14 protein-coding genes and 1 pseudogene are annotated in these 20,320 nt (G+C 62.6%); 9 read left to right on the top strand and 6 right to left on the bottom strand.

Annotated features, from left to right (window positions below):
- Nucleotides 1-15: 15 nt before the first annotated feature.
- The 5 genes from ACIQ3Q_RS16365 to ACIQ3Q_RS16345 all read left to right on the top strand — a co-directional run bounded on the left by ACIQ3Q_RS16365 (nt 16) and on the right by ACIQ3Q_RS16345 (nt 9,506).
- Nucleotides 16-6,693, top strand: coding sequence for a DUF3320 domain-containing protein (locus ACIQ3Q_RS16365; RefSeq protein ID WP_396270244.1), 6,678 nt, complete (start codon nt 16-18; stop codon nt 6,691-6,693).
- A gap of 88 nt (nt 6,694-6,781) precedes the next feature.
- Nucleotides 6,782-7,699 (top strand): DUF4743 domain-containing protein, encoded by a 918-nt coding sequence (locus tag ACIQ3Q_RS16360; protein ID WP_396270242.1) that lies wholly within the window; start codon nt 6,782-6,784, stop codon nt 7,697-7,699.
- A 54-nt stretch (nt 7,700-7,753) separates the two neighbouring features.
- Complete coding sequence (locus ACIQ3Q_RS16355) at nt 7,754-8,302, top strand: cytochrome b (protein WP_396270241.1); 549 nt, start codon at nt 7,754-7,756, stop codon at nt 8,300-8,302.
- Nucleotides 8,303-8,326: 24 nt separating this feature from the next.
- Nucleotides 8,327-8,890: a YceI family protein gene (locus ACIQ3Q_RS16350; RefSeq protein WP_396270240.1), complete on the top strand. Its 564-nt coding sequence runs from the start codon at nt 8,327-8,329 to the stop codon at nt 8,888-8,890.
- Between the two features lie 43 nt (nt 8,891-8,933).
- Nucleotides 8,934-9,506 (top strand): YceI family protein, encoded by a 573-nt coding sequence (locus ACIQ3Q_RS16345; protein WP_396270238.1) that lies wholly within the window; start codon nt 8,934-8,936, stop codon nt 9,504-9,506.
- Between the two features lie 88 nt (nt 9,507-9,594).
- Here the strand turns inward: ACIQ3Q_RS16345 and ACIQ3Q_RS16340 are convergent, their stop codons facing one another.
- Both ACIQ3Q_RS16340 and ACIQ3Q_RS16335 read right to left on the bottom strand, forming a co-directional pair.
- Complete coding sequence (locus ACIQ3Q_RS16340; RefSeq protein WP_396270237.1) at nt 9,595-9,825, bottom strand: hypothetical protein; 231 nt, start codon at nt 9,823-9,825, stop codon at nt 9,595-9,597.
- Nucleotides 9,809-10,318: a hypothetical protein gene (locus ACIQ3Q_RS16335; protein WP_396270236.1), complete on the bottom strand. Its 510-nt coding sequence runs from the start codon at nt 10,316-10,318 to the stop codon at nt 9,809-9,811. The genes ACIQ3Q_RS16340 and ACIQ3Q_RS16335 overlap by 17 nt, the downstream gene beginning before the upstream one ends.
- A gap of 105 nt (nt 10,319-10,423) precedes the next feature.
- On the opposite strand from ACIQ3Q_RS16335, the gene ACIQ3Q_RS16330 reads away from it, so the two are divergent.
- Entirely contained in the window at nt 10,424-11,557 is a 1,134-nt protein-coding gene (locus ACIQ3Q_RS16330; RefSeq protein ID WP_396270235.1) for a 3-deoxy-7-phosphoheptulonate synthase, read from the top strand.
- Between the two features lie 73 nt (nt 11,558-11,630).
- Here ACIQ3Q_RS16330 and ACIQ3Q_RS16325 read toward each other — a convergent pair whose 3' ends face one another.
- Both ACIQ3Q_RS16325 and ACIQ3Q_RS16320 read right to left on the bottom strand, forming a co-directional pair.
- Entirely contained in the window at nt 11,631-13,766 is a 2,136-nt protein-coding gene (locus ACIQ3Q_RS16325) for a putative bifunctional diguanylate cyclase/phosphodiesterase (RefSeq protein ID WP_396270234.1), read from the bottom strand.
- 120 nt (nt 13,767-13,886) lie between these two features.
- Nucleotides 13,887-16,235 carry an ATP-binding protein gene (locus tag ACIQ3Q_RS16320; protein ID WP_396270263.1) on the bottom strand — a complete coding sequence of 783 codons (2,349 nt, stop codon included), beginning with the start codon at nt 16,233-16,235 and terminating at the stop codon, nt 13,887-13,889.
- A gap of 185 nt (nt 16,236-16,420) precedes the next feature.
- On the opposite strand from ACIQ3Q_RS16320, the gene ACIQ3Q_RS16315 reads away from it, so the two are divergent.
- Nucleotides 16,421-17,506, top strand: a complete 1,086-nt coding sequence (locus ACIQ3Q_RS16315) for an ornithine cyclodeaminase (protein ID WP_396270233.1) — start codon at nt 16,421-16,423, stop codon at nt 17,504-17,506.
- Here the strand turns inward: ACIQ3Q_RS16315 and ACIQ3Q_RS16310 are convergent.
- Both ACIQ3Q_RS16310 and ACIQ3Q_RS16305 read right to left on the bottom strand, forming a co-directional pair.
- Nucleotides 17,489-17,908 carry an Lrp/AsnC family transcriptional regulator gene (locus ACIQ3Q_RS16310; RefSeq protein WP_396270232.1) on the bottom strand — a complete coding sequence of 140 codons (420 nt, stop codon included), beginning with the start codon at nt 17,906-17,908 and terminating at the stop codon, nt 17,489-17,491. The genes ACIQ3Q_RS16315 and ACIQ3Q_RS16310 overlap by 18 nt on opposite strands.
- Nucleotides 17,909-17,928: 20 nt before the next feature.
- The gene (locus tag ACIQ3Q_RS16305; protein ID WP_396270231.1) at nt 17,929-19,035 is read right to left on the bottom strand and encodes a DUF3108 domain-containing protein; all 1,107 of its coding nucleotides are present in this window, start codon (nt 19,033-19,035) and stop codon (nt 17,929-17,931) included.
- 40 nt (nt 19,036-19,075) lie between these two features.
- Here ACIQ3Q_RS16305 and ACIQ3Q_RS16300 point away from each other — a divergent pair, with 40 nt between their 5' ends.
- Complete coding sequence (locus tag ACIQ3Q_RS16300) at nt 19,076-20,065, top strand: fumarylacetoacetate hydrolase family protein (protein WP_396270230.1); 990 nt, start codon at nt 19,076-19,078, stop codon at nt 20,063-20,065.
- Nucleotides 20,066-20,074: 9 nt separating this feature from the next.
- Nucleotides 20,075-20,320, top strand: a pseudogene (locus ACIQ3Q_RS16295) (TraB/GumN family protein); the annotation flags it as partial.

Here is a 20,320-nt window from a genome sequence, read left to right as displayed (position 1 = left end):
TCTGAGCGGGAAGAAATGAACAAAGATATTTGGCAAGACTCAGGTCCGGAGGACGGAGTATTGAGTGACGATTCAGTATCGCCACCGACTTCGAAAGTCGCTTTGCAAGTCAGTGCTGCTGCAAAGTTGAATCTCGCCAGCTTCCAAAATTCCGTGCCCGTATTGCTTGAGTTGATCGTCGCAAACGACACTGAATCATCGGTATCTGAGTTAACTATTCACCTCAGTTCAGAACCAGCATTCCTGAAGCCTAGAAGCTGGACATTAGACGAAGTCGGTCCTTCCGAACGCTACCACCTGCCCAAACTGGATGTGCAGTTAGACGGCGCCATGCTGTCACGCTTGACGGAAGCAGAGTCAGCATTACTCCACTTCTCTTTAAGCTCCGCAAAGAGCCCCGGGGTCGTATTGGCAGAGCAGAAGTTGAAGGTAGAGCTTCTACCTCGCAATCAGTGGGGCGGCATCGGCCATTTGCCTGAAATGGTGGCAGCATTCGTTCAGCCAAACGATCAAGCAATCGACCGTCTGCTCAAGGGAGCCGCTTTGGCTTTGCAGACCGGCGGAAAGTCCGGTTCTATTGACGGCTATACACAAGGTGCGAAACGCGCATGGGAGTTAGCGTCTGGCATCTGGGCTGCCGTGCTCCAGCGCAAGCTCAACTACGCACTCCCCCCCGCCAGTTTTGAACACACGGGGCAGAAGGTTCGCAGTCCTTCACAGGTGCTCGACGGCGGCCTAGCGACATGCCTTGATCTTGCGCTGCTGTTTGCAGCGTGCCTAGAGCAGGCTCACCTCAACCCCTTGCTGGTATTCACCCGTGGCCACGCATTTGTCGGTGTTTGGCTTCGGGACGAAGAGTTTTCCACCTCTGTGGTCGATGACATCACAGCGGTGAGAAAGCGCTTGAAGCTGCAGGAGATGTTGGTCTTCGAAACAACTCTCGCGGCTCAGGGACAAGCCGTGAGTTTCAGCCAAGCCATCGCCAACGCAAATCGGCAGTTGTCAGAAGAGGAAGAAGACAAGTTTGAACTGGTCATCGACGTCAAGCGCTCGCGCATGTCGCGGATCAAGCCGCTGGCGCAGGCGCACGCTGTAGCAGAGGCTGTAGCAGTTGATGTGGAACCAGAGGGAACGATAGGCATTGAAGATGCCCCGGACCTCCCAGACGAAGCCATCACCGATACGCCGATATCTGAACTCGATCCCAAAGACAGACTGGCCCGGTGGCAACGCAAACTGCTTGATCTGTCGCTACGAAACACACTGCTGAACTTTAAGCAGGGCAAGAAGGCGTTGTTGCTCGACGTGGCAGCACCAGAGCTGGAAGATACCCTGGCAGAAGGGCAAACCATCAAGCTGCTGCCAAGCCCAGCATTGATGCAGGGCCAAGATCCTCGTAGCCAACAACTGCACGAAGCCAGAAGCCTTGAAGACCTTCGCAAGGCACATGCAAAAGACGCCCTGAAGCGCCGTGAGGTATTCATCCGGCTGGAAGATCAAGAACTGGAAGGACGCCTAGTTGAGTTGTACCGAGGCGCCCGCAACGCGATGCAGGAAGGTGGCTCCAACACACTCTTCATCGCGCTAGGGTTCCTGGTGTGGACTCGCCCTGACAAGACGGACTCTCGGGTCAAAGCGCCCTTGATCCTGCTGCCGGTCACGCTGAACCGCAAAAGCGCCCGGTCGGGGTTCACGTTGCAAGAACATGAAGATGAGGCGCTGTTCAATCCGACGCTGGTCGAGATGCTTCGACAGGACTTCCAGTTGGAGTTGGGCATTGCCGCTGGCGACCTGCCGCGTGATGAGTCCGGTCTGGACATTACAGGTATCTGGAAACGCGTTCGCAACGCCATCAAAGATGTCCGGGGTTGGGAGGTCAGCGAGGACGTCGTGCTGTCGATGTTCTCCTTTGCCAAGTACCTGATGTGGAAAGACTTGTCTGATCGCACCGACGATTTGCGCAAGTCGCCAGTGGTGGCGCACCTGATCGACTCGCCGCGCGAACCCTACCCATCCACAACGCCCTTCCCTGAGACCCGGAGGCTGGACACTGATTACCAGCCGCAGCAGGTTTTCAGCCCACTCCCCGCAGACTCGTCTCAGCTGTCTGCCGTCATGGCTGCCGCCAGAGGCAAGGACTTTGTGTTGATCGGTCCGCCTGGCACGGGCAAGAGCCAGACCATTGCCAACCTCATCGCGCAGTGCCTGGCTGAAAACAAGCGCGTACTTTTCGTGGCCGAAAAGATCGCTGCGCTGGATGTCGTCTTCCGCCGCCTGCGCGAAGTGGGACTGGGGGAGTTCTGCCTCGAATTGCATTCAAACAAGAGCCGCAAGCTCGATGTGTTGAGCCAGCTCCAAAAATCCTGGGAGTCCAAAGGTGAAGTAGACGCTGCCACCTGGGAAGCCAAGGCACGGCAATTGGGTCAAGTGCGCGAGAAACTATCTACCTATGTTGAACGCCTTCACCACCGCCACAGCAACGGTTGGACGATCTTCAGAGCCATCGGGTGTGTTGTCGGAGGCCATGAGTCCCCAGACCTGCGATTCAGCTGGCCCTCTCCCCGCGCGCACGACGAAGCTGCCCTGACCGAACTGCACAATCTCGCTGGCAGGTTGCAGGCAAACGCGGCAGCCGTGAACCCTGATCAATTGTTGACTGGCCCCCTGGTGCATGTGCACGTCACTGAATGGTCCGCCAAGTGGCAACAGGAGATGGTCAGGTCCGCACAGACGCTGCAAACCACCAGCAGTGACTTCCAGGCCGCAGCACAAGCCCTGGGGCAACTGCTTGGCATGCAATGGCCGGCGCTGCACCGTCAAACCCGCTCGGCTCTCGGTGTACTCGCCAAGGCCTTGCCTCAGGCATCGTCTCAAGATTGGAGCTTTTGCGCGCTGCCAGACAGTGATCCCATCTGCGCCTCCTTGAAAACCGGCAATGAACTGCTCGGCCAACACCGGGAAATCTCGTCGAAGATGTCTGCTCCGTGGCCGGCAGAGCTGCAGACTCGAATGTCCCAGGCGCTCGACCTGCTCGACAAGCACCGAACCCTGCACGCGGAACTCGGATCACCATGGCCACCTGCCGTCAGTGATGAGATTGAACGCGGGGTGCAGTTGATCGAGGAAATGAGCCAACTGCGCGAAGGTCTTTCCGTGAAGTACGGATCCGGTGTGGGACAGCTCAATGTGTCCCAGCTACAGCGCGATTGGGCCAAGGCTGAGAAGGCGTTCTGGCCGATGTCATGGCTGGGCAAGCGAAAAGTGCGTAGTGCGCTGGAAGGTGTCATCGAAGGCACAGGTGAACCACGTGTCGCCGCTGATCTGTCTGCGCTCGTGCGCATCAAGAGCCTACGTGAAGAGGTCCAACAACTAAACCCGGGTGCTGCTGCTGAAGGCTTATGGGCGGGCATCAAGACCCGGGTTGATCACGCCCGCAGCGCCTTGAAAGCCAACACGGCCCTGCATGCTGCACGCATGCACAAGCCCTTTGCGTTGGAGGGTCTGGACGCTGCATTGGAGGGGTACTGTGGCGAGCGCTGGACACGGGAGGTTCAACGCCTGAAAACCTTGTTGGACCTGGACCATCGCTTGACCGAGTGTGCATCACTGTCGGAAAGCAGCCATGGCCTTTGGCAAGGGCACAACACCGATTCCGCAGTTCTTCGTTCAGCGCTCGCATTTGAGCGCGAGCGATTGGCCTTGCTTCAAAGAGGCATGTTGCAGGCGCCGCATCAGGAGGTGGCCGAAGGGCGATGCGGGCCACTCCTGCAGCAACAGTATGAGTGGTTGCAGAGACGCAGTGCGGTGGAAGCACGGCTGCTTTCCATGACTGGTCTAGTGACCGAATGCCCTGGCGTCTGGAATGCATTGGACAGCGACAGCGACGGGATCGAGCGAGCACTGAAGTTCCATGCCTCGCTGAAGGCTGGCTTGTCTGGCCTTGGACTGGATCCCTCTGCCGCTGCCGGGGCGCGTCGCAGCTTGCATCAGGTGCTGGCAATACGTCGCTCTGAACTGGGTGACAGCAGCGTGATTGGGCAAGCCTGCCACTTGGTCATGGCGAAGCTTACAGACCTCAACAGTGCAACTGACCAGTTTTGCAACAACGCCGCGCAACCGGATACCGTCCGCCGCGCGTTCGCAGACCTTGAGCCCGCGGAGCTGGCTGAGATGGCGGTGCAACTAGAGGTAAATCACCACGGCCTGCACGCATGGTGCGCCTGGCGCCACGCTCAGGTCGATGCACGCAGTGCAGGACTACCAGCACTGGTGGGCGCTATCGAGGCGGGTGACGTCACCCCAGCGCAAGTGCCTACCGCGTTCGAAGTGAACTACGCCCGCTGGTGGCTGGCCGAAGCCGTGGACGAAGACGAGGTTCTCAAGCGCTTTGTCTCCGCTGAGCACGAGCTTCGCATTCAGGAGTTCCGCGCCTTGGATGACGAGTTCACCAAGGTATCCCGAGAATGGATTCGCGCCAAGCTGTGCGCCAACCTTCCGGCGACCGACAGCATCCAGCGCAACAGCGAATGGGGCATCCTGCGCCACGAGATCACCAAGAAGAAGCAGCACAAGCCAATGCGCCAACTGCTGCAAGAGATTCCGTCGGTGGTATTGCGACTGACCCCGTGTTTGCTGATGAGCCCGCTATCGATCGCGCAGTACCTTTCGGCCGAGGCCAGCAACTTCGACCTGGTCGTGTTTGACGAGGCCTCGCAAATCCCGGTGTGGGACGCCATCGGCGCCATGGCCCGTGGCAAGCAGGTGGTGATGGTGGGTGACCCGAAACAACTGCCACCCACCAACTTCTTCGGCCGCAGTGATGGCTCTGACGGTGACGACGATGTCGTGGAAGGTGATCTGGAGAGCATCCTCGACGAGTGCCTGGGTGCCAGCCTGCCCACGCGCAACCTATCGTGGCACTACCGCTCGCGTCACGAGAGCCTGATCGCCTTCAGCAACCACCGCTACTACGGGGGCGGCCTCGTCACCTTCCCGTCGCCTGTCACCGACGACCGCGCCGTCAGCTTCCACCTTGTGAAGGGGCGCTACGAAAAAGGCGGCGCCCGCATCAACCAACCGGAGGCCCAGGCCCTTGTGGCCGATCTGGTGAGCCGACTCAAGCGCCCGAGCTTCCGGGAGTCGCGCCTAACCATTGGTGTGGTCACATTCAACTCTGAACAGCAGGGACTGATCGAAGACTTGCTGGACGATGAGCGCCGTAAAGACCCTGGCTTGGAACCCTACTTTTCCGAGATGGAGCTCGAGCCGGTGTTCGTGAAGAATCTGGAGAGCGTGCAGGGTGACGAGCGCGACATCATGTACTTCTCGATCACCTACGGGCCAGACATGGCCGGGACCGTGTCGATGAACTTCGGCCCACTGAATCGCGATGGTGGCGAACGGCGCCTGAATGTGGCAGTAACGCGTGCCCGGCATGAACTGCGCGTGTTCTCCAGCCTGCGCGGAGAACAGATGGACCTGTCTCGCACCAAAGCGAACGGCGTGCGTGACCTGAAACACTTCCTGGAGTTTGCAGAATTCGGGCCACGCGCACTGGCCGAAGCGCACCACGGAAGCCAAGGTGACTTCGACAGCCCCTTCGAAGCAAGTGTGGCCACAGCGCTGGGCCGCAAAGGATGGCAGGTGCACACCCAAATCGGCGCATCGTCGTTCCGCATCGACCTGGGCGTGGTGCACCCAGATTTTGCAGGTCGGTATCTGGCGGGGGTGGAATGCGACGGTGCGACCTACCACCGCTCTGCTACCGCGCGTGACCGGGACAAGCTGCGCGAACAGGTTCTGCGCGGCCTGGGCTGGGAGATTGTTCGCATATGGTCCACGGACTGGTGGGTGAACCCGGGCGGTACGCTGGAACGCGTGCATGCCGAGTTGACCGAGTTGCTCGAAAAGGATCGGGAGCGACAAGCAGCCGGAGCCGAGGCACTGCCCGAAGAAGCGATTCCCACGCCGAACGACAACGGAGCAACAGCAACGCCCAGTCTCCAAGCGATCAACGAAGCCGATGCAACCATTCCTCGTGCCGCAGAAGAGCTGAACCCCTTGTTTGTTGAGGTCCGCGAAGAAGCGGACAGGCCAGCCGGAGCGGTTTACGCCCTGTCGCCGCCGACCACATCGTCAACACAAGGTTTTGAGGGCCCAGACGTTAAGAGAGATTGTCGATTTCATGCATCACAGCCCACCGATGCGGTGCCACCTGGTGCAATGTCCGCCGACCTGTTCTACGAGCCCAGCTACGACGCGGTGTTGCAGCCTATGGTGGAGTGGGTCGTACAGCGCGAGGGGCCAGTGCTAGATGCAGTGCTTGCGCGACGCATCGCACGAGCACATGGCTTCCAGCGCACGGGAAGCCGGATTCAAGAACGAGTGGACCAAGTGGCCCGTCGGATGTTCGAGAAGACGGATGAGAACGGCGGTGTGTTCTATTGGCCAAGGGACGTTGACTCGACCATCGAATTCCGTTTCCGCTGGGCTTCAGACGAAGACCACGCGCGCAGCGTTGAAGAAATTTGTCACCAGGAATTAGTTTCGCTCGCACATTGGGTGTCAGCTCAAGGAAAAACCGGGGACGAAGCGCTCATAGCGATGGCACGTGAGATTGGACTACTGAAGCTAAGGAGCACAAGCAGGAGTCGCCTGGAAGTTGCCCTATGTGCCGTGCAGCTCTCCCCGTGAAAAAAGGTTGCAGCCTGTGCAGCTTCTACCCTCAGGCCTGTTAGCAGGGGTGGTCACCAATCCTACTCAGGCCCTTCGCTGGCCCTGCTTGCAGGCGGCCCTCCACACCCGCACCTTACGCCACCCCCTGCACCTGCACATCGCCCAAGGGTGGGTAGCCATCGGCAGTGTGGCCGAGGCCCACCTGGGCGCCTTGGCGGCGTGGCCAGAATGGGTCCAGATCAGCGCTGGTGCCGTGCAGCTGCGCCTGGGCGACGACCACGATACCCGCTCCGCGCACTGGGCCACCCTCAACGCTGAGCTGCGCGCCCAAGGCCTGATCGTGGCCTGGCGCGACGAACCCTATGGTGTGTGGGACGCCCACGGCGTGAGCCACGCCACCATCGAGCGCGCTGCGGCCCGCTTCTGGGGCACGCTGACTTTGGGCACTCATTGCAATGGTTATGTGGCTGACGAGCGTGGCCAGCCCACCCACCTGTGGGTGGCCAAGCGCAGCCTGAACAAACCCACCGACCCCGGCAGGCTGGATAACCTGATCGGCGGCGGCGTGCCGCTGGGCCAAAGCCCTTGGGAAGCCCTGCAGCGCGAGGCCTTTGAAGAGGCCGGTCTGGCCCCTGAAGAGATTGCCCGGGCCACCCCCGGCAGCGTGATCGAGCTGCACTGCGACGTCCCCGAAGGCCTGCAGCGCGAGCATTTGCATGTGTTTGACCTGTGCTTAGCCCCTGGCCGCACGCCGGTGAACCAAGACGGCGAAGTCGCCTGGCACCAATGCTGGCCGGTGGCCGACGCCCTGGCCGCCGCTGCCCAAGGCCAGATGACGGTGGATGCTGCCCTGGCGACGCTGGACTTTGCGGTGCGCTGGGGCTTGATTGACCCCAAGGACCCGGCTGCTGAAGCGCTGAAGTCTCTGGTGAGAGCCCGAAACCCGCTTGAGCGCCCCATCCGCCGTTCAAGCCCACTGAAGGCTGACTTGCAAGGGCATGAACGCCCAGGGCGCTGCACTTAGCGACACTGCAGAGCATTGAACAACGCTTTGCGGGCCGCTGGCCTGCGCACCCTTATGACCCCTGTCCCTTTGCATCCTGAGGCCCGCTACACCGGCGTGGCCATGGCTTTTCACTGGCTGTTGGCGGTGATGATCGTCGTCGCGTTCAGTGTTGGCGTTTACATGACGGACCTGTCCATGTCGCCCGACAAGCTCAAGCTCTACAGCTATCACAAGTGGGCCGGCGTCATCATCCTGGGCCTGTCCGCCCTGCGCCTGCTGTGGCGCCTGACACACCGCCCCCCGGCTGACCTGCCCGCACCGGCTTGGCAGCAGAAGGTGGCCCATCTGACCCATAGCGCGTTGTATGCGCTGTTCTTCATCGTGCCGCTGGTGGGCTGGGCCTATAGCTCGGCGGCGGGCTTTCCGGTGGTGCTGTTTGGCGTGCTGCCGCTGCCCGACTTTGTGCCGGTGGACAAGGCCTTGGCCGAGCTGATCAAGCCCTGGCATGAGCGCACCGCCATGCTGCTAGCAGTGCTGGTGCTGATGCATGTGGGCGCCGCCCTGAAGCACCACTTCATTGACAAAGACAGCACCCTGGCCCGTATGCGGCCCCAGCTTTGATCCATGCAAACGAGAGGACTCTCCATGCTCCGCCCCCTCACCATCGCCTTGGCCGCCAGCTTGCTCTGGGCCTCTGCCGCCTTTGCGCAGCAAAAGGTCAACCCGGCCCAAAGCGAGATCGTCTTCACCTCACGCCAGATGGGCGTACCGGTGGATGGCAAGTTCCGCAAATGGGATGCGCAGATCAGCTTTGACGCCAAGAAGCTGGACGCCAGCAAGGTCAGCTTCCAGATCGACACCGGCAGCGCCAGCCTGGGTGTGCCCGAAACCGACGCCGAACTGCCCAAGCCCACTTGGTTTGGCGTGGCCAAGTTCCCGCAGGCCAGCTTTGCCTCCACTGGCCTCAAGGCCCTGGGCGGCGGCAAGTTTGAGGTCAGCGGCAAGCTCAGCATCAAGGGCCAGACGCGCGACATCGTCGTGCCCGTGGCGCTGAGCCAAGCGGCTGGCACCACCACCGCCACGGGCAGCTTTGCCATCAAGCGACTGGACTTCAAGATCGGTGAAGGCGAATGGGCCGACACCTCCATGGTGGCCAACGACGTGCAGGTGCGCTTCAAGCTCAGCCTGACGGGCGTGGCCCCGCTCTGATTGATTCATCTCTCACTCAACCCTTCACTGAAAGAGTCCTCCCATGAACATTCGCACCACCCTCCTCGCTGCTGCCCTGGTCGCAGCAGGCGCAGCCCAAGCCCAATCGACGACCTACGCGATTGAGCCCACCCACACCTTTGTGACCTTCGAGATCAGCCACTTCGGCACCTCCACCAACCGTGGCCGCTTCGACAAGAAAGAAGGCACGGTGCAATTGGACCGCGCGGGCAAGAGCGGCAAGGTCGAGCTGACCATCGACATGGCCTCCATCAACACCGGCACAGCGCCATTTGACAAGCACTTGAAGAGCGCCGACCTCTTCAACACCAACGCCCACCCCAGCGCCAAGTTCGTGAGCGACAAGTTCAGCTTCAACGGCGACAAAGTGTCGGAAGTCGCAGGCAGCCTGACCTTGATGGGCAAGACCCACCCGGTGACCTTGAAGGCCACCAATTTCAACTGCTTCCAAAGCCCCATGCTCAAGCGCGAGGTCTGTGGCGGCGACTTTGAAACCACCATCGACCGCTCGCAGTGGGGCGTAGATTACGGCCTGGCTTGGGGCTTCCCCAAGCATGTGCGTCTGGTGATCCAGGTCGAAGCTGTCAAGCAGTAAGGCTCGTTCCCGCAGCCGGGGACACCAGCACCGACACCTCCGACCCGACGGGCTACCGCGCACGTTCCGCAAGGGCTGCGCGGCCCCTTTAGAGGCGCCAATTCGTGCCCTGCATCGCTTGTTCACGCACAGGGCAGGTGGGGCAGAGCATGTGCACCACCTCCATCAGGCTCAGCCACTCAGAGAAGGGCTCGCTGGACTCGGTCTGATCGCGCTGGGGCTCAAAGGGCAAGCCCGCTTCACGGGCCAGCACCGCACCGGCGTTCGCGGCGCGCGGCACGGGCTCGACACAGGCATCCGACTTAGCCAAGCAGTTCATCCAGAAGCTCCAACTTGTTGAACAGCGCAAAATATTCTCGCAGCTCCTCCACATTCAGTGAAGTGCGATGCACTTTGAACAGAGCACGAATGTCTTCGATGTCGCGGGTTCGGGTCGCATCGTTCACAAAGCCTTGTAGCTTGAAGCCGATCAGCCCTTCAACGCTGATGATACGCATCCGACCCATCGGGGTTTCGCGCTCTGTGGCCTGCGCCAAGAGGCGCCGCGCAAGCGGTCGATGCGCGTAGAGCAAGTCCAGCCCTTCCGTTGCACGCACATAGTTGGCAGCATCTTCACTGCGGTAGAGGCACTTGTAGCCCAGCTTCAGCAAGGCATCGTGGACGATGTCCGCCGCCTCAGCCTCGACCAGAAAGTCCACGTCCTTGGTAGCACGCACGACCCTGTGGGCCACTACGGCGAGGCCGCCGATCAACGCAGGCGCCGTGCCCTGACGCTCAAACATCACCAGTGCTTCGCGAATTTGATCGGCCAAGTTAGACATGGGGCTGGCGGGCTAGGGAGGTTGATGAATCATAGCCGCCGTGGCGTCAGCAGCGATAATTCGCGGTTTTCCGCCCCAGCACAAGAGAGCCGCCCCATGACCGCCCCCGACGATTGGCAACACGACCGCGAAGTTGGCGTTGCTGCCAATGGCACCTGCCCCTCCACCCTGGACACCACCCGTGTGGACGATGTGCGCATTGGCGCGGTGCGGCCTTTGATCTCCCCCGCCCTGCTGCTGGACGACCTGCCGCTGACGCCTACGGCGCAAGCCGTGGTGGAGCAGTCGCGCAGCGACATCGCCCGCATCCTGGCGGGCGATGACGACCGGCTGATTGTGGTGGTGGGCCCCTGCTCCATCCACGACCACGAACAAGCCCTGGCCTATGCCCGCCTGCTCAAGGCACGGGCGGAGGCCCTGTGCCCGGACCTGCTGATCGTGATGCGGGTCTACTTTGAAAAGCCTCGCACCACCGTGGGCTGGAAGGGCTATATCAATGACCCGCGCCTGGACGGCAGCTTCCGCATCAACGAGGGCCTGCGCCGCGCGCGCCAGTTGCTGCTGGAAATTGTGGAGATGGGTTTGCCTGCGGGCACCGAGTTTTTGGACCTGCTCTCGCCGCAATACATCGCCGACGTGGTGTCTTGGGGTGCCATTGGCGCCCGCACGACGGAGAGCCAAAGCCACCGCCAACTGGCCTCAGGGCTTTCTTGCCCGGTGGGCTTCAAGAACGGCACCGATGGTGGCGTGAAGGTGGCGGCAGATGCCGTGGTGGCAGCCGCTGCCTCGCATGCCTTCATGGGCATGACCAAGATGGGTCAGGCCGCGATCTTTGAGACCCGTGGCAATGCCGACTGCCACGTGATCCTGCGCGGTGGCAAGGCCCCCAACTACAGCGCCGAGCATGTGCAAGCGGCCTGCCAAGCCTTGGCCGCGTCCAAGCTGCGCGAGCAGGTGATGATCGACTTCTCGCACGCCAATTCGTCTAAGCAACACCAGAAGCAGATCGAGGTGGGTGAAGACGTGGTACGGCAGATGGAAGGCGGCGAGCGCCGCATCACCGGCGTGATGATTGAAAGCCACCTGGAAGCCGGGCGCCAAGACCTGCAAGAAGGCGTGGCGCCGCGATGGGGCGTATCGGTGACGGACGCCTGCATCGGCTGGGCCGACACCGCCAGCCTGCTGGACCGCCTGGCCCAGGCCGTGCGTGGGCGTCGCCAAGTCGGCTAAGCCCGCCGAACACCCACCAAAAAGCCGCCCGAGGGAGGCTTTTTGCATCTGGTTCAAGTGCCGAGCGCCGCCTTCATTGCAGCATTTGATGCCCACTCACATAGAGCGAGGGGCGGAAGTCTTGTTGCTCGTCTTTGTCGTCGACCATGGCCCACAGGGTGAGCTTGGCAGCCGACATGGGCTTGGCAAAGAAATAGCCTTGCAGCTCATCGCAGTTCAGGCTCAGCAAGATGTCGCGCTGGCGGGCGGTCTCCACGCCTTCGGCCACCACGCGCAGGCCCAGCGCATGGGCCAGCTTGATCACCGCGTCCACCACGGCCAGGGCGTCGGTGGAGGTGTCCAAGTCCATCACAAACGAGCGATCAATCTTCAACTGGCGGGCGGGCAGCTTGCGTAAGTAAGCCAGGCTCGAATAGCCGGTGCCGAAGTCGTCAATGGAGACCGTGGCGCCCAGGTGAGCCAGTTGTGCAAAGGCCTTCATGGTGGTTTGGGTGTCCTCCATGGCCACGCTTTCGGTGATCTCAAAGGTCAGCAGCGAGGCATCGATGCGATGGCTTTCCACTGAGCGGCGGATACGCGGCACCAAGTCTTCTTGGCGCAACTGGTGCACCGACAGGTTGACGGCTACCCGCATCCGCAGGCCTTGATCCAGCCATTCACGCAGCTGGCGGCAAGACTCTTCCAAGACCCAGTTACCCAAGGCTCCGATCAAGCCAAAGCGCTCGGCCACCGGGATGAAGATGCCGGGCATGACCAAGCCGCGCTTGGGGTGGTGCCAGCGGATCAGGGCCTCGGCGCCGGTGATTTGGCCCGATTTGCCGTCGATCTTGGGCTGGTAGTACAGCTCCAACTCGTTGCGCTCAATGGCGCTACGCAGGTCGTGTTGGATCTCAAGCTGGTTGCGGGCGTCCTGCTCCATGCTGGACTCGAAGAACGCATAGGTCGAGCCGCCCGCGCGCTTGGCCGCATACATGGCCGCATCGGAGTTGGCCAGCAGCTTTTTGGCGGGGCCGCCCTCGGGGTACATCACGATGCCTACCGAGCACGAGAGGTTGACCTCGACGCCGTTGGGCAAGGTGTAGGGCTGGCTCACGGCATCCAGCACGCGCTGTGCGACCTGGGCTGCTCCCGTGTCGCCGCCTGGGCGCTCGGCCAGCAGCAAAAACTCATCGCCGCCCACACGCGCCACCACATCAGACTGGCGCGCCAGTTGCTGCAGGCGCCGCCCGACATCGCGCAGCACGGCGTCACCGGCCACGTGGCCGAAGGAGTCGTTCACAGGCTTAAAGCCGTCCAGGTCAATGAACAGCACCGCCAAAGAGCTTGGGTCTGTGCCCACGCGCTCCAAGGCCTCGTTGAGCTTTTCTTCAAACAGCGTGCGGTTGGGCAGGCGGGTCAGCGGGTCAGCCAGCGCCAGATCACGCAAGCGGCGATTGGCTTCGCTCAAGGAGGACGCCAAGATCATGTTTCGGCCGTGCGCGCGGGAGTCGACCAGCACACCGAACAAGCCGAGCAGCACGGCCAAGGTGCCAGCGGAGGACACCAGTTGGACCACATTGCGGTCGAGCGCGGTGCCCTCCGTCAAAACCGCCGCCGCCTCAAAACCCATGCGGGAGATCGCAATGTCTTGGGCCATACCAGCCAGCAAACCAAAAATCGAGGCACCCACCCATTGGCGAGAGGTGAACCGACCCAAGTCCGCCCAGCGTGTACCGAAGGCGAGCCACAAGGCGGCCATGGCACTGGCAAACACCAAGCCCATGGGGGCGAGTGGAATGCGCTGAGTCACCACGCTCAGGGAGGTACCGCCCACCAGGCTGCGCTGGGCCAAGGCCATCACGCCCCACCACAGTGTGGCCCAGAGCAAGGCTTGAACCACCACCAGCGCTTCCTCACGCAGCTTCAGCTTGGTGGACGAGAGCACCACGGCCGAGCCCAGCACGGCCACGAGCCAAGTCACGCCCATGCCATTGGGCCGATAGGCCAACTCCCAGTGCACCTCTACAGCACTGAGGGCAAAGTACTGTGCCGCCCACAGGCCACTGCCGCAGGTCACCGCGCCTGCCACCCACCACACACTGGCGGTGATGAGATCAGACGAGTTCATGCGCCGCAAGCTGTGCATCAAGAGACCTACGCTCAGTGTAGACACCAAGGCAGACAGCAGCGTCGGTAACCAAAGAAGGGTAGGAGTCAGGGCAGCATCCATGAGTTCAGCGGGTGATCCGCCAGCCTTTGCATTCTCTCAAGCTGTTATCGGCCTGAAACGTGAACCTTGACGGGGATCCCCGGTCAATTCAGAGCTTGTCGGCAGATTTGGCCCATTCCTTCACCGAAATCCGACGCTGCGTCGCTGGCGTACCTCGGGCTTGACACGGTGCTCCGCCTCCAATTGGGACAAAAACTCATCGCCGGTGAGCGGCTCACCCAGGATCTCCACTTGTCTGCGCACGGCCGCAAAGTCGCCGGGCACCAGTTGATCCAGTTCATTCAGCCGCTGGCTCTGCTCTGGCGAGGGCAGGGCCGCTGGGTCGCCCAAAGCCTCTTGCCCAAACATGCGCAGGCGCTGGGCAGGGGTCAAGGCTTTGAAATGGATCTTGAAGGTGAAGCGGCGCAATGCCGCCTCGTCCAAGTCCTCAAACAAGTTGGTGGTGCAGATGAAGATGCCCGCAAAGCGCTCCATGCCTTGCAGCATCTCGTTGACCTCGCTGATCTCGTAAGAGCGCTCAGCACGGCGACGGCTGCGCAAAAAGCTGCCGGCCTCGTCCAACAGCAGCACGGCCTCTTCTTGCTCGGCGGCTTCGAACATGCGGGCCATGTTTTGCTCGGTCTCGCCCACAAACTTGCTCATGATGTCGCTGGCCTGGCGCACCATCAGCGGGCGGCCCAAGGCCTGGGCCATGTGCTCAGCCAGTGCGGTCTTACCGCTGCCGGGCAGGCCATAAAAGCACAAGGCCCCGTGGCTGCGCGCCTTGAGCGCTTCGATCATGCGTTCCACCGGGAAGCGGCTTTCGATGTTCAAGAGGTCCAGCGCATAGTGCGTCACCGATGGGCGGGCGCTGCGCTCGCGCCGCGCCGCCCCGCCTAGGGCCTTGTCGGCGTGGCTGAGCTGACGCTCGATCAAGCCCTGCGCTTGAGCGGGCTCGCCGGCCAGTTGGGCAAAGCGCACGGCTGTGCGGATCTGCGCCGGAGTCAGCCCCGGGCGCTCGGCCAGCTTGGCGGCAAACTCAGGGGCCACGTCCACCTCACTGAGCGCCCGGCGGATCATGGCCTCGCGGGCGCCAGGGGGCGGCGAGCGCAACTCCAGGTGGTATTGAAAGCGGCGGCGGAAGGCCGGGTCGATCTGCTCAATGCGGTTGGTGATCCAGATCACCGGCACCGGGTTGGTCTCCAGAATCTGGTTGACCCAGGCCTTGCCGCTGACACTGGCCCCCGTCTGCCCGTCTGAAGACTCCAGCCGGGCCATCAACTGCGCGGTGTCTGAGGGCAGTGAGGGGAACACATCCTCCACCTCGTCAAACAGCAGGGCCACTTGCGGGCTGCTCTTGAGAAACACTTGGCTGAGCTGCAGCGAGCGATAGCGGTCTCGCCCGGTCAGCGAGTTGCCGTCACGGTCCGCGTACTCCACCTCGTACAGCTCCAGCCCCGCATGCGCCGCGCAGACCTTGGCCAGCTCGGTCTTGCCCGTGCCCGGCGGGCCATAGAGCAGCACATTGACCCCCGGCTCTTTGCGCGCCACAGCTTCGGTCAGCAAGCGGCTGAGCACGCTCACCTCTTCGTCCACAAACTGAAAGTCCTGCACGCCCAGGGCAGTGGGCTTGGCGGGCCGGGTGAACACCGCCATCAAGTCGCTGGGGTCGCGGTACTCGCGCATCAGCACGGGCGGCAGCTGCTCGCTGACCTTCATCAAATCAGACAGGTCGGTGATGTTGTGCTCGGACAGCAGGTTCTCCACCATGCCGGTGCGTTCCAAGCGGGAGCCCGCGCGCAGCGCCTCGGCCACCTCAGCCTCATCCACCTGGGCCACCTGGGCGATGGCGGCATAGGCCTCGCGGGCGTTGGAGACCTTGAACTCCACCAAGAGCATGCGCAGGTCGCGCTGATAGCGGGTCAGCGTGCCATAAAGCAGCAAGGCGCGCTCGGCCGGGTTGAGCTGCAACAGGCCGCCTAAGGCGGCGATGTTTTTCTCGACGAGCGTGGTGTTTTTCTTGAGGTCGCGGGCCAGCCACTCGGCGGTGGCAGCCAGGGCTGTCAGCACATCTTTGGGGGCATCTTTGATGTATTCGTCGATATAGAAGTACAGCGAGCCTTCTTCATAGGGGCCACTCCACACGCCGTGGCGGTCGATGAACCCTTCATCGCTCAGGGCCTCATGCCCGCTCCAGTGGGCATTGCCCTCGCAGCGCCGCTGCAAAAAGCTGCGCAGGCGCTGCAACACGTCCACCGGCCACACCATGTGGCGGGCGGTCAGGCTCAACAGGGCATTCCAATCTCGCCGCAGGTTGAAGCGCCCCGAGGAGGACAGCGTCAAAGTCAGCACAAAGTGCGAGCACAGACGGTCCAGCAGCGGTGCCTGGGCCAAGCCAGGAGACAACACAAGGTCGGAACTGGCGTGGCGATGTCTTTGCTTCACAGGATTCCCCCTGTGGCTGCCAAGGGGTGGCAGCCAGTGCCCCATCTTCACCCAGGCGCCGCCTTTTGGGCAAGCCGTGGCGAGCCCGGTGCTGTGACAAGCGGGTCAAATTGCCTTTTTGTCATTTTGTGTTGCCATTTTGATAGTTTAAATATCAAAAGTGATCGAAATGCTGACTTTTGCTTGGCAGCAAGAGCCGGGACACTGGCGGCATGACACGGAGACACACCATGACCACCCTCACCACCCTGCCCCCCACGCTTTACCTCAGCGCCCCGGACATGGTGCGCCTGATCCAGCGCAAAGGCCTGGCCGCCTGCCTGCGTGGCGTGGCCGACCGCATCGCCCAAGACTTCAAGCGCTGGCCCGAGTTCGACAAGAGCCCGCGCGTGGCCTGCCACTCGGCCGACGGTGTGATCGAGCTGATGCCGATTGCCGATGCGCATGAGTTTGCCTTCAAGTACGTCAACGGCCACCCCAAGAACACCCAGGCGGGCCTGCCTACCGTGATGGCTTTTGGCGTGCTGGCGGATGTGGCCACCGGCGCCCCCCGAGTGCTGAGCGAGCTGACCTTGGTGACGGCCATCCGCACCGCCGCCATGTCCGCCCTGGCCGCCAAGACCCTGGCCCGCCCAGGCAGCCGCGTGATGGCCCTGATTGGCAATGGCGCCCAGAGCGAGTTCCAGGCCTTGGCCTTCAAGGAACTGGTGGGCATCAAAGAGCTGCGCCTGTTTGACACCGACGGCGCAGCCACGGCCAAGCTGGTGGCCAATTTGGTGGGCACGGGCCTGAGCATTCAGGTGTGCAGCAGCGTGGCCCAGGCCGTGCGCGGCGCCGACATCGTCACCACCGTGACGGCCGACAAAACCAATGCCACCATCCTGACGCCCGAGATGCTGGAGCCCGGCATGCACGTCAACGGCGTGGGCGGCGACTGCCCTGGCAAGACGGAACTGCACCCTGGTGTGCTGAGTGCCGCCCAGGTCTTCGTCGAGTTTGAGCCGCAAAGCCGCATTGAAGGCGACATTCAGCAAATGCCTGCGGACTTCCCCGTCACCGAGCTGTGGCAAGTGCTGGTGGGCCAGCATGCAGGCCGCCGCAGCGCCGCAGACATCACGGTGTTTGACTCGGTGGGCTTTGCGCTGGAAGACTACTCCGCCCTGTGCTTTATGCGCGACGCGGCATTGGAGCTGGGCATTGGCAGCGCGGTCGATTTGATTGTGCAAACCGCCGACCCCAAGAACCTCTTCAGCGCGCTGCAGCAAGAAGCTGCGGCCAGCACCGAGCGGGCACAGACCTTAGCGATAAGTGGCTAAGTGGATGTTGGTTTCGGTGCTGCGTATGCCTTTGATGAGGCGGATGCGCTCTAGCACCTGAGACAGCTCGGCCATGGTGTCGGCGCGAATCTCGGCCAGCAAGTCCCAGCGGCCATTGGTGTCGTGCAGGGCGGCCACGCCGGGCTCGCCCAGCAGGCTGGCGATCACCAAGCGGGTTTGATTGCCCTCCACCACCACGCCCATCCAGGCGCGGATCTGGTTGGGCTGGGCGTCTGGCCGCAGCTTGACGGTGTAGCCCACGATGACTTGCTCATCTTCAAGTTTGCGCAGCCGGTTGGTCACGGTGCCGCGCGACACGCCCAGCTTTTGCGCCAGCGTGGCCACGGTGAGCCGCGCGTCTTGGCGCAGCAAGCTGATCAGTTGGCGGTCGGTGTCGTCCATGCCTCAAGTATGCGTGCACTTCACTCATGGCCGGGCCACTCGGCCAGCCAAAGCTGCAAGGGCACGCCCCCGGGCTCCACACCCCAGGCCACGCCGGCTGGCCAATGGGCGGGGTCGTCGGTGAGCCACACCGTCACTCGCAGGTCATAGGGACGCTGCGGGCTGCGCACCAGCGGGATCAGCGTCACACGGTGCCCGGCCACCTCGCGCTGCTCTGGCGCCTGCACTTCAAACTGCCAGTCGTCCACATCACCTCGCGGGCTCGCCACCGGCATCTGCACCGTTTGGCCACTGCGGGGCAGCTCGGGCAAGGCCCGGGCCCAAGCCCACAGTTGCAACAGCCAACTCGCGCGGTCTTGGGCTTGCGCGCCCAAGGGCGTGCTGCGCGGGCTACCCGAAAAGCTGATCACACCCTTGTCGCGCTGAAAGTTCACCGCCCGCACAGCCCGCTGCCGCTGCTGCTCCACCATGCGCTCGGGCCGCAGGCCGTCGCTGCCCCAGTGCCCACGGCTGAGCCAGTCGATGGCGGGGGTGCCGGGCACGTCCACCTTCACACTCATTGCATAACGCTCGCCTTCAGATTGCCACTCGATCTGCGCCTGGCCTTGCGCCGCGCCGCGCTGCGCCGTGTAGAGCAGGGCTAGGCTTGGCGGTACAGCGGCCGCCAGGCGCGGAGCCGCTTGGCCTGGGCGGGGGCCTGCAGAGGTGGCGGGCAGAGGCAACGCTTCTGGGGCGGTGCTTGGCACCTCCGAGCGGGGCGCAGAAGCATCGAACAAGGGCTCGGCTGTGGCTGTGGCTGTGGCTGTGGCCGTTAGCATTTTTTGGGAACGTTCCTCCCGCAATCTGCTCCGTTCGCCCTGAGCCTGTCGAAGGGCTTCGACGGGCTCAGCCCGAACGGAAATTGAGAGGTCACCGGGCCTGGTCACAGGCCCAGGCGCCACCGACACCACCTGCATGGGCTCTGGCGGCACCTGCCGCGCCAAAGCCCCCCAAGGCAGCTTGGCCGCGTCCAGCACCAGCCCATGCACCAGCACCACCCCCAGCACCAGAGCGGCCAGCCTGCCACCCCGGGCCAAGCCCGGCGGGAGACTGCGGCTGGCAAGGACAGTGCGCCAAGGCTCGGCCATTGGACAATACTGCCATCAAATCGAACGCTAAAGGGCTTCCATGAAACTCGCCACGTACAAAGACGGCTCGCGCGACGGCCAACTCGTCGTCGTCTCGCGCGACCTGAGCACCGCCCACTATGCCAACGGCATCGCCACCCGGCTGCAGCAGGTGCTGGACGACTGGAACTTTCTCTCGCCCCAGTTGGAAGACCTCTACACCACGCTCAACCACGGCAAGGCGCGCCATGCCTTTGCTTTTGAGCCGCGCCAGTGCATGGCCCCCCTGCCCCGCGCCTACCAGTGGGCCGATGGCTCGGCCTATCTGAACCATGTCGAGCTGGTGCGCAAAGCGCGCGGCGCCGACATGCCCGAAAGCTACTTTGGTGACCCGCTGATGTACCAAGGCGGCAGCGACGATTTCTTAGGCCCTTGCGACGACGCCGTCTTCCCCAACCTGGACTGGGGCGTGGACTTTGAAGCCGAAGTCGCCGTCATCACTGGCGACGTGCCCATGGGTACCAGCCCGAGTGAGGCCTTGGACGGCGTGCGGCTGATGCTGTTGGCCAATGACTGGAGCCTGCGCCACCTGATCCCCGCTGAATTGGCCAAAGGCTTTGGCTTCTTCCAAAGCAAGCCCGCCACCGCCTTCAGCCCCGTGGCCGTGACGCCCGACGAGCTAGGCGATGCCTGGCAAGGCGGCCGCATGCACCTGACCCTGCAATCCACCTGGAACGGCCGCAAAGTGGGCCAGTGTGAGGCCGGGCCAGAGATGACCTTCCACTTCGGCCAGCTCATCGCCCACATCGCCAAAACCCGCAATGTGCGGGCTGGGTCCATCGTAGGCTCGGGCACAGTCAGCAACAAAGACTGGACCAAGGGCTTCAGCTGTATTGCCGAAAAACGTGCGATTGAAATGATCGAACACGGCGAAGCCAAAACCGCCTTCATGCAGTACGGCGATACGATCCGCATCGAGGTCAAAGGCCCAGATGGCCAAAGCCTGTTTGGCGCCATTGACCAAACCGTGTGCGAACCCGACTCCCACTAAGCAACACTGATGAACCTCACCACCCTGCCCCGCCGCCTTGCCCGCCTCCTCTCGTGGGCCAGTGCCGCGTGGGTGCTTTCTCACAGCCCGCTGCAAGCGGCCACCAGCTGCCCCCCGGCCGCCGCCCCCCTGACCCAGGAAGAAGTGACGCAGGGCATGCAAGCCGCCCGGCTAAAAGGCCTGTTCTGGGAGGCCCGCAAGGATGGGCGCACCCTGTGGCTGTATGGCACGGTGCATGCAGCACAGCGCGGTTGG

Source organism: Ideonella sp., from assembly GCF_044358605.1.
Taxonomy (GTDB): domain Bacteria; phylum Pseudomonadota; class Gammaproteobacteria; order Burkholderiales; family Burkholderiaceae_C; genus Ideonella.
Note: the sequence above shows the minus strand (reverse complement) of the source record. Positions and strands in the feature narration are given on the sequence as shown.

What these genes read in the sequence shown, in the direction of transcription:
- ACIQ3Q_RS16365 (WP_396270244.1), top strand. Translation starts at nt 16, where the DNA reads ATGAACAAAGATATTTGGCAAGACTCAGGTCCGGAGGACGGAGTATTG.
- ACIQ3Q_RS16340 (WP_396270237.1), bottom strand. Translation starts at nt 9,825, where the DNA reads ATGAACTGCTTGGCTAAGTCGGATGCCTGTGTCGAGCCCGTGCCGCGC.
- ACIQ3Q_RS16330 (WP_396270235.1), top strand. Translation starts at nt 10,424, where the DNA reads ATGACCGCCCCCGACGATTGGCAACACGACCGCGAAGTTGGCGTTGCT.
- ACIQ3Q_RS16325 (WP_396270234.1), bottom strand. Translation starts at nt 13,766, where the DNA reads ATGGATGCTGCCCTGACTCCTACCCTTCTTTGGTTACCGACGCTGCTG.
- ACIQ3Q_RS16355 (WP_396270241.1), top strand. Translation starts at nt 7,754, where the DNA reads ATGACCCCTGTCCCTTTGCATCCTGAGGCCCGCTACACCGGCGTGGCC.
- ACIQ3Q_RS16345 (WP_396270238.1), top strand. Translation starts at nt 8,934, where the DNA reads ATGAACATTCGCACCACCCTCCTCGCTGCTGCCCTGGTCGCAGCAGGC.
- ACIQ3Q_RS16320 (WP_396270263.1), bottom strand. Translation starts at nt 16,235, where the DNA reads ATGGGGCACTGGCTGCCACCCCTTGGCAGCCACAGGGGGAATCCTGTG.
- ACIQ3Q_RS16305 (WP_396270231.1), bottom strand. Translation starts at nt 19,035, where the DNA reads ATGGCCGAGCCTTGGCGCACTGTCCTTGCCAGCCGCAGTCTCCCGCCG.
- ACIQ3Q_RS16315 (WP_396270233.1), top strand. Translation starts at nt 16,421, where the DNA reads ATGACCACCCTCACCACCCTGCCCCCCACGCTTTACCTCAGCGCCCCG.
- ACIQ3Q_RS16300 (WP_396270230.1), top strand. Translation starts at nt 19,076, where the DNA reads ATGAAACTCGCCACGTACAAAGACGGCTCGCGCGACGGCCAACTCGTC.
- ACIQ3Q_RS16310 (WP_396270232.1), bottom strand. Translation starts at nt 17,908, where the DNA reads ATGGACGACACCGACCGCCAACTGATCAGCTTGCTGCGCCAAGACGCG.
- ACIQ3Q_RS16350 (WP_396270240.1), top strand. Translation starts at nt 8,327, where the DNA reads ATGCTCCGCCCCCTCACCATCGCCTTGGCCGCCAGCTTGCTCTGGGCC.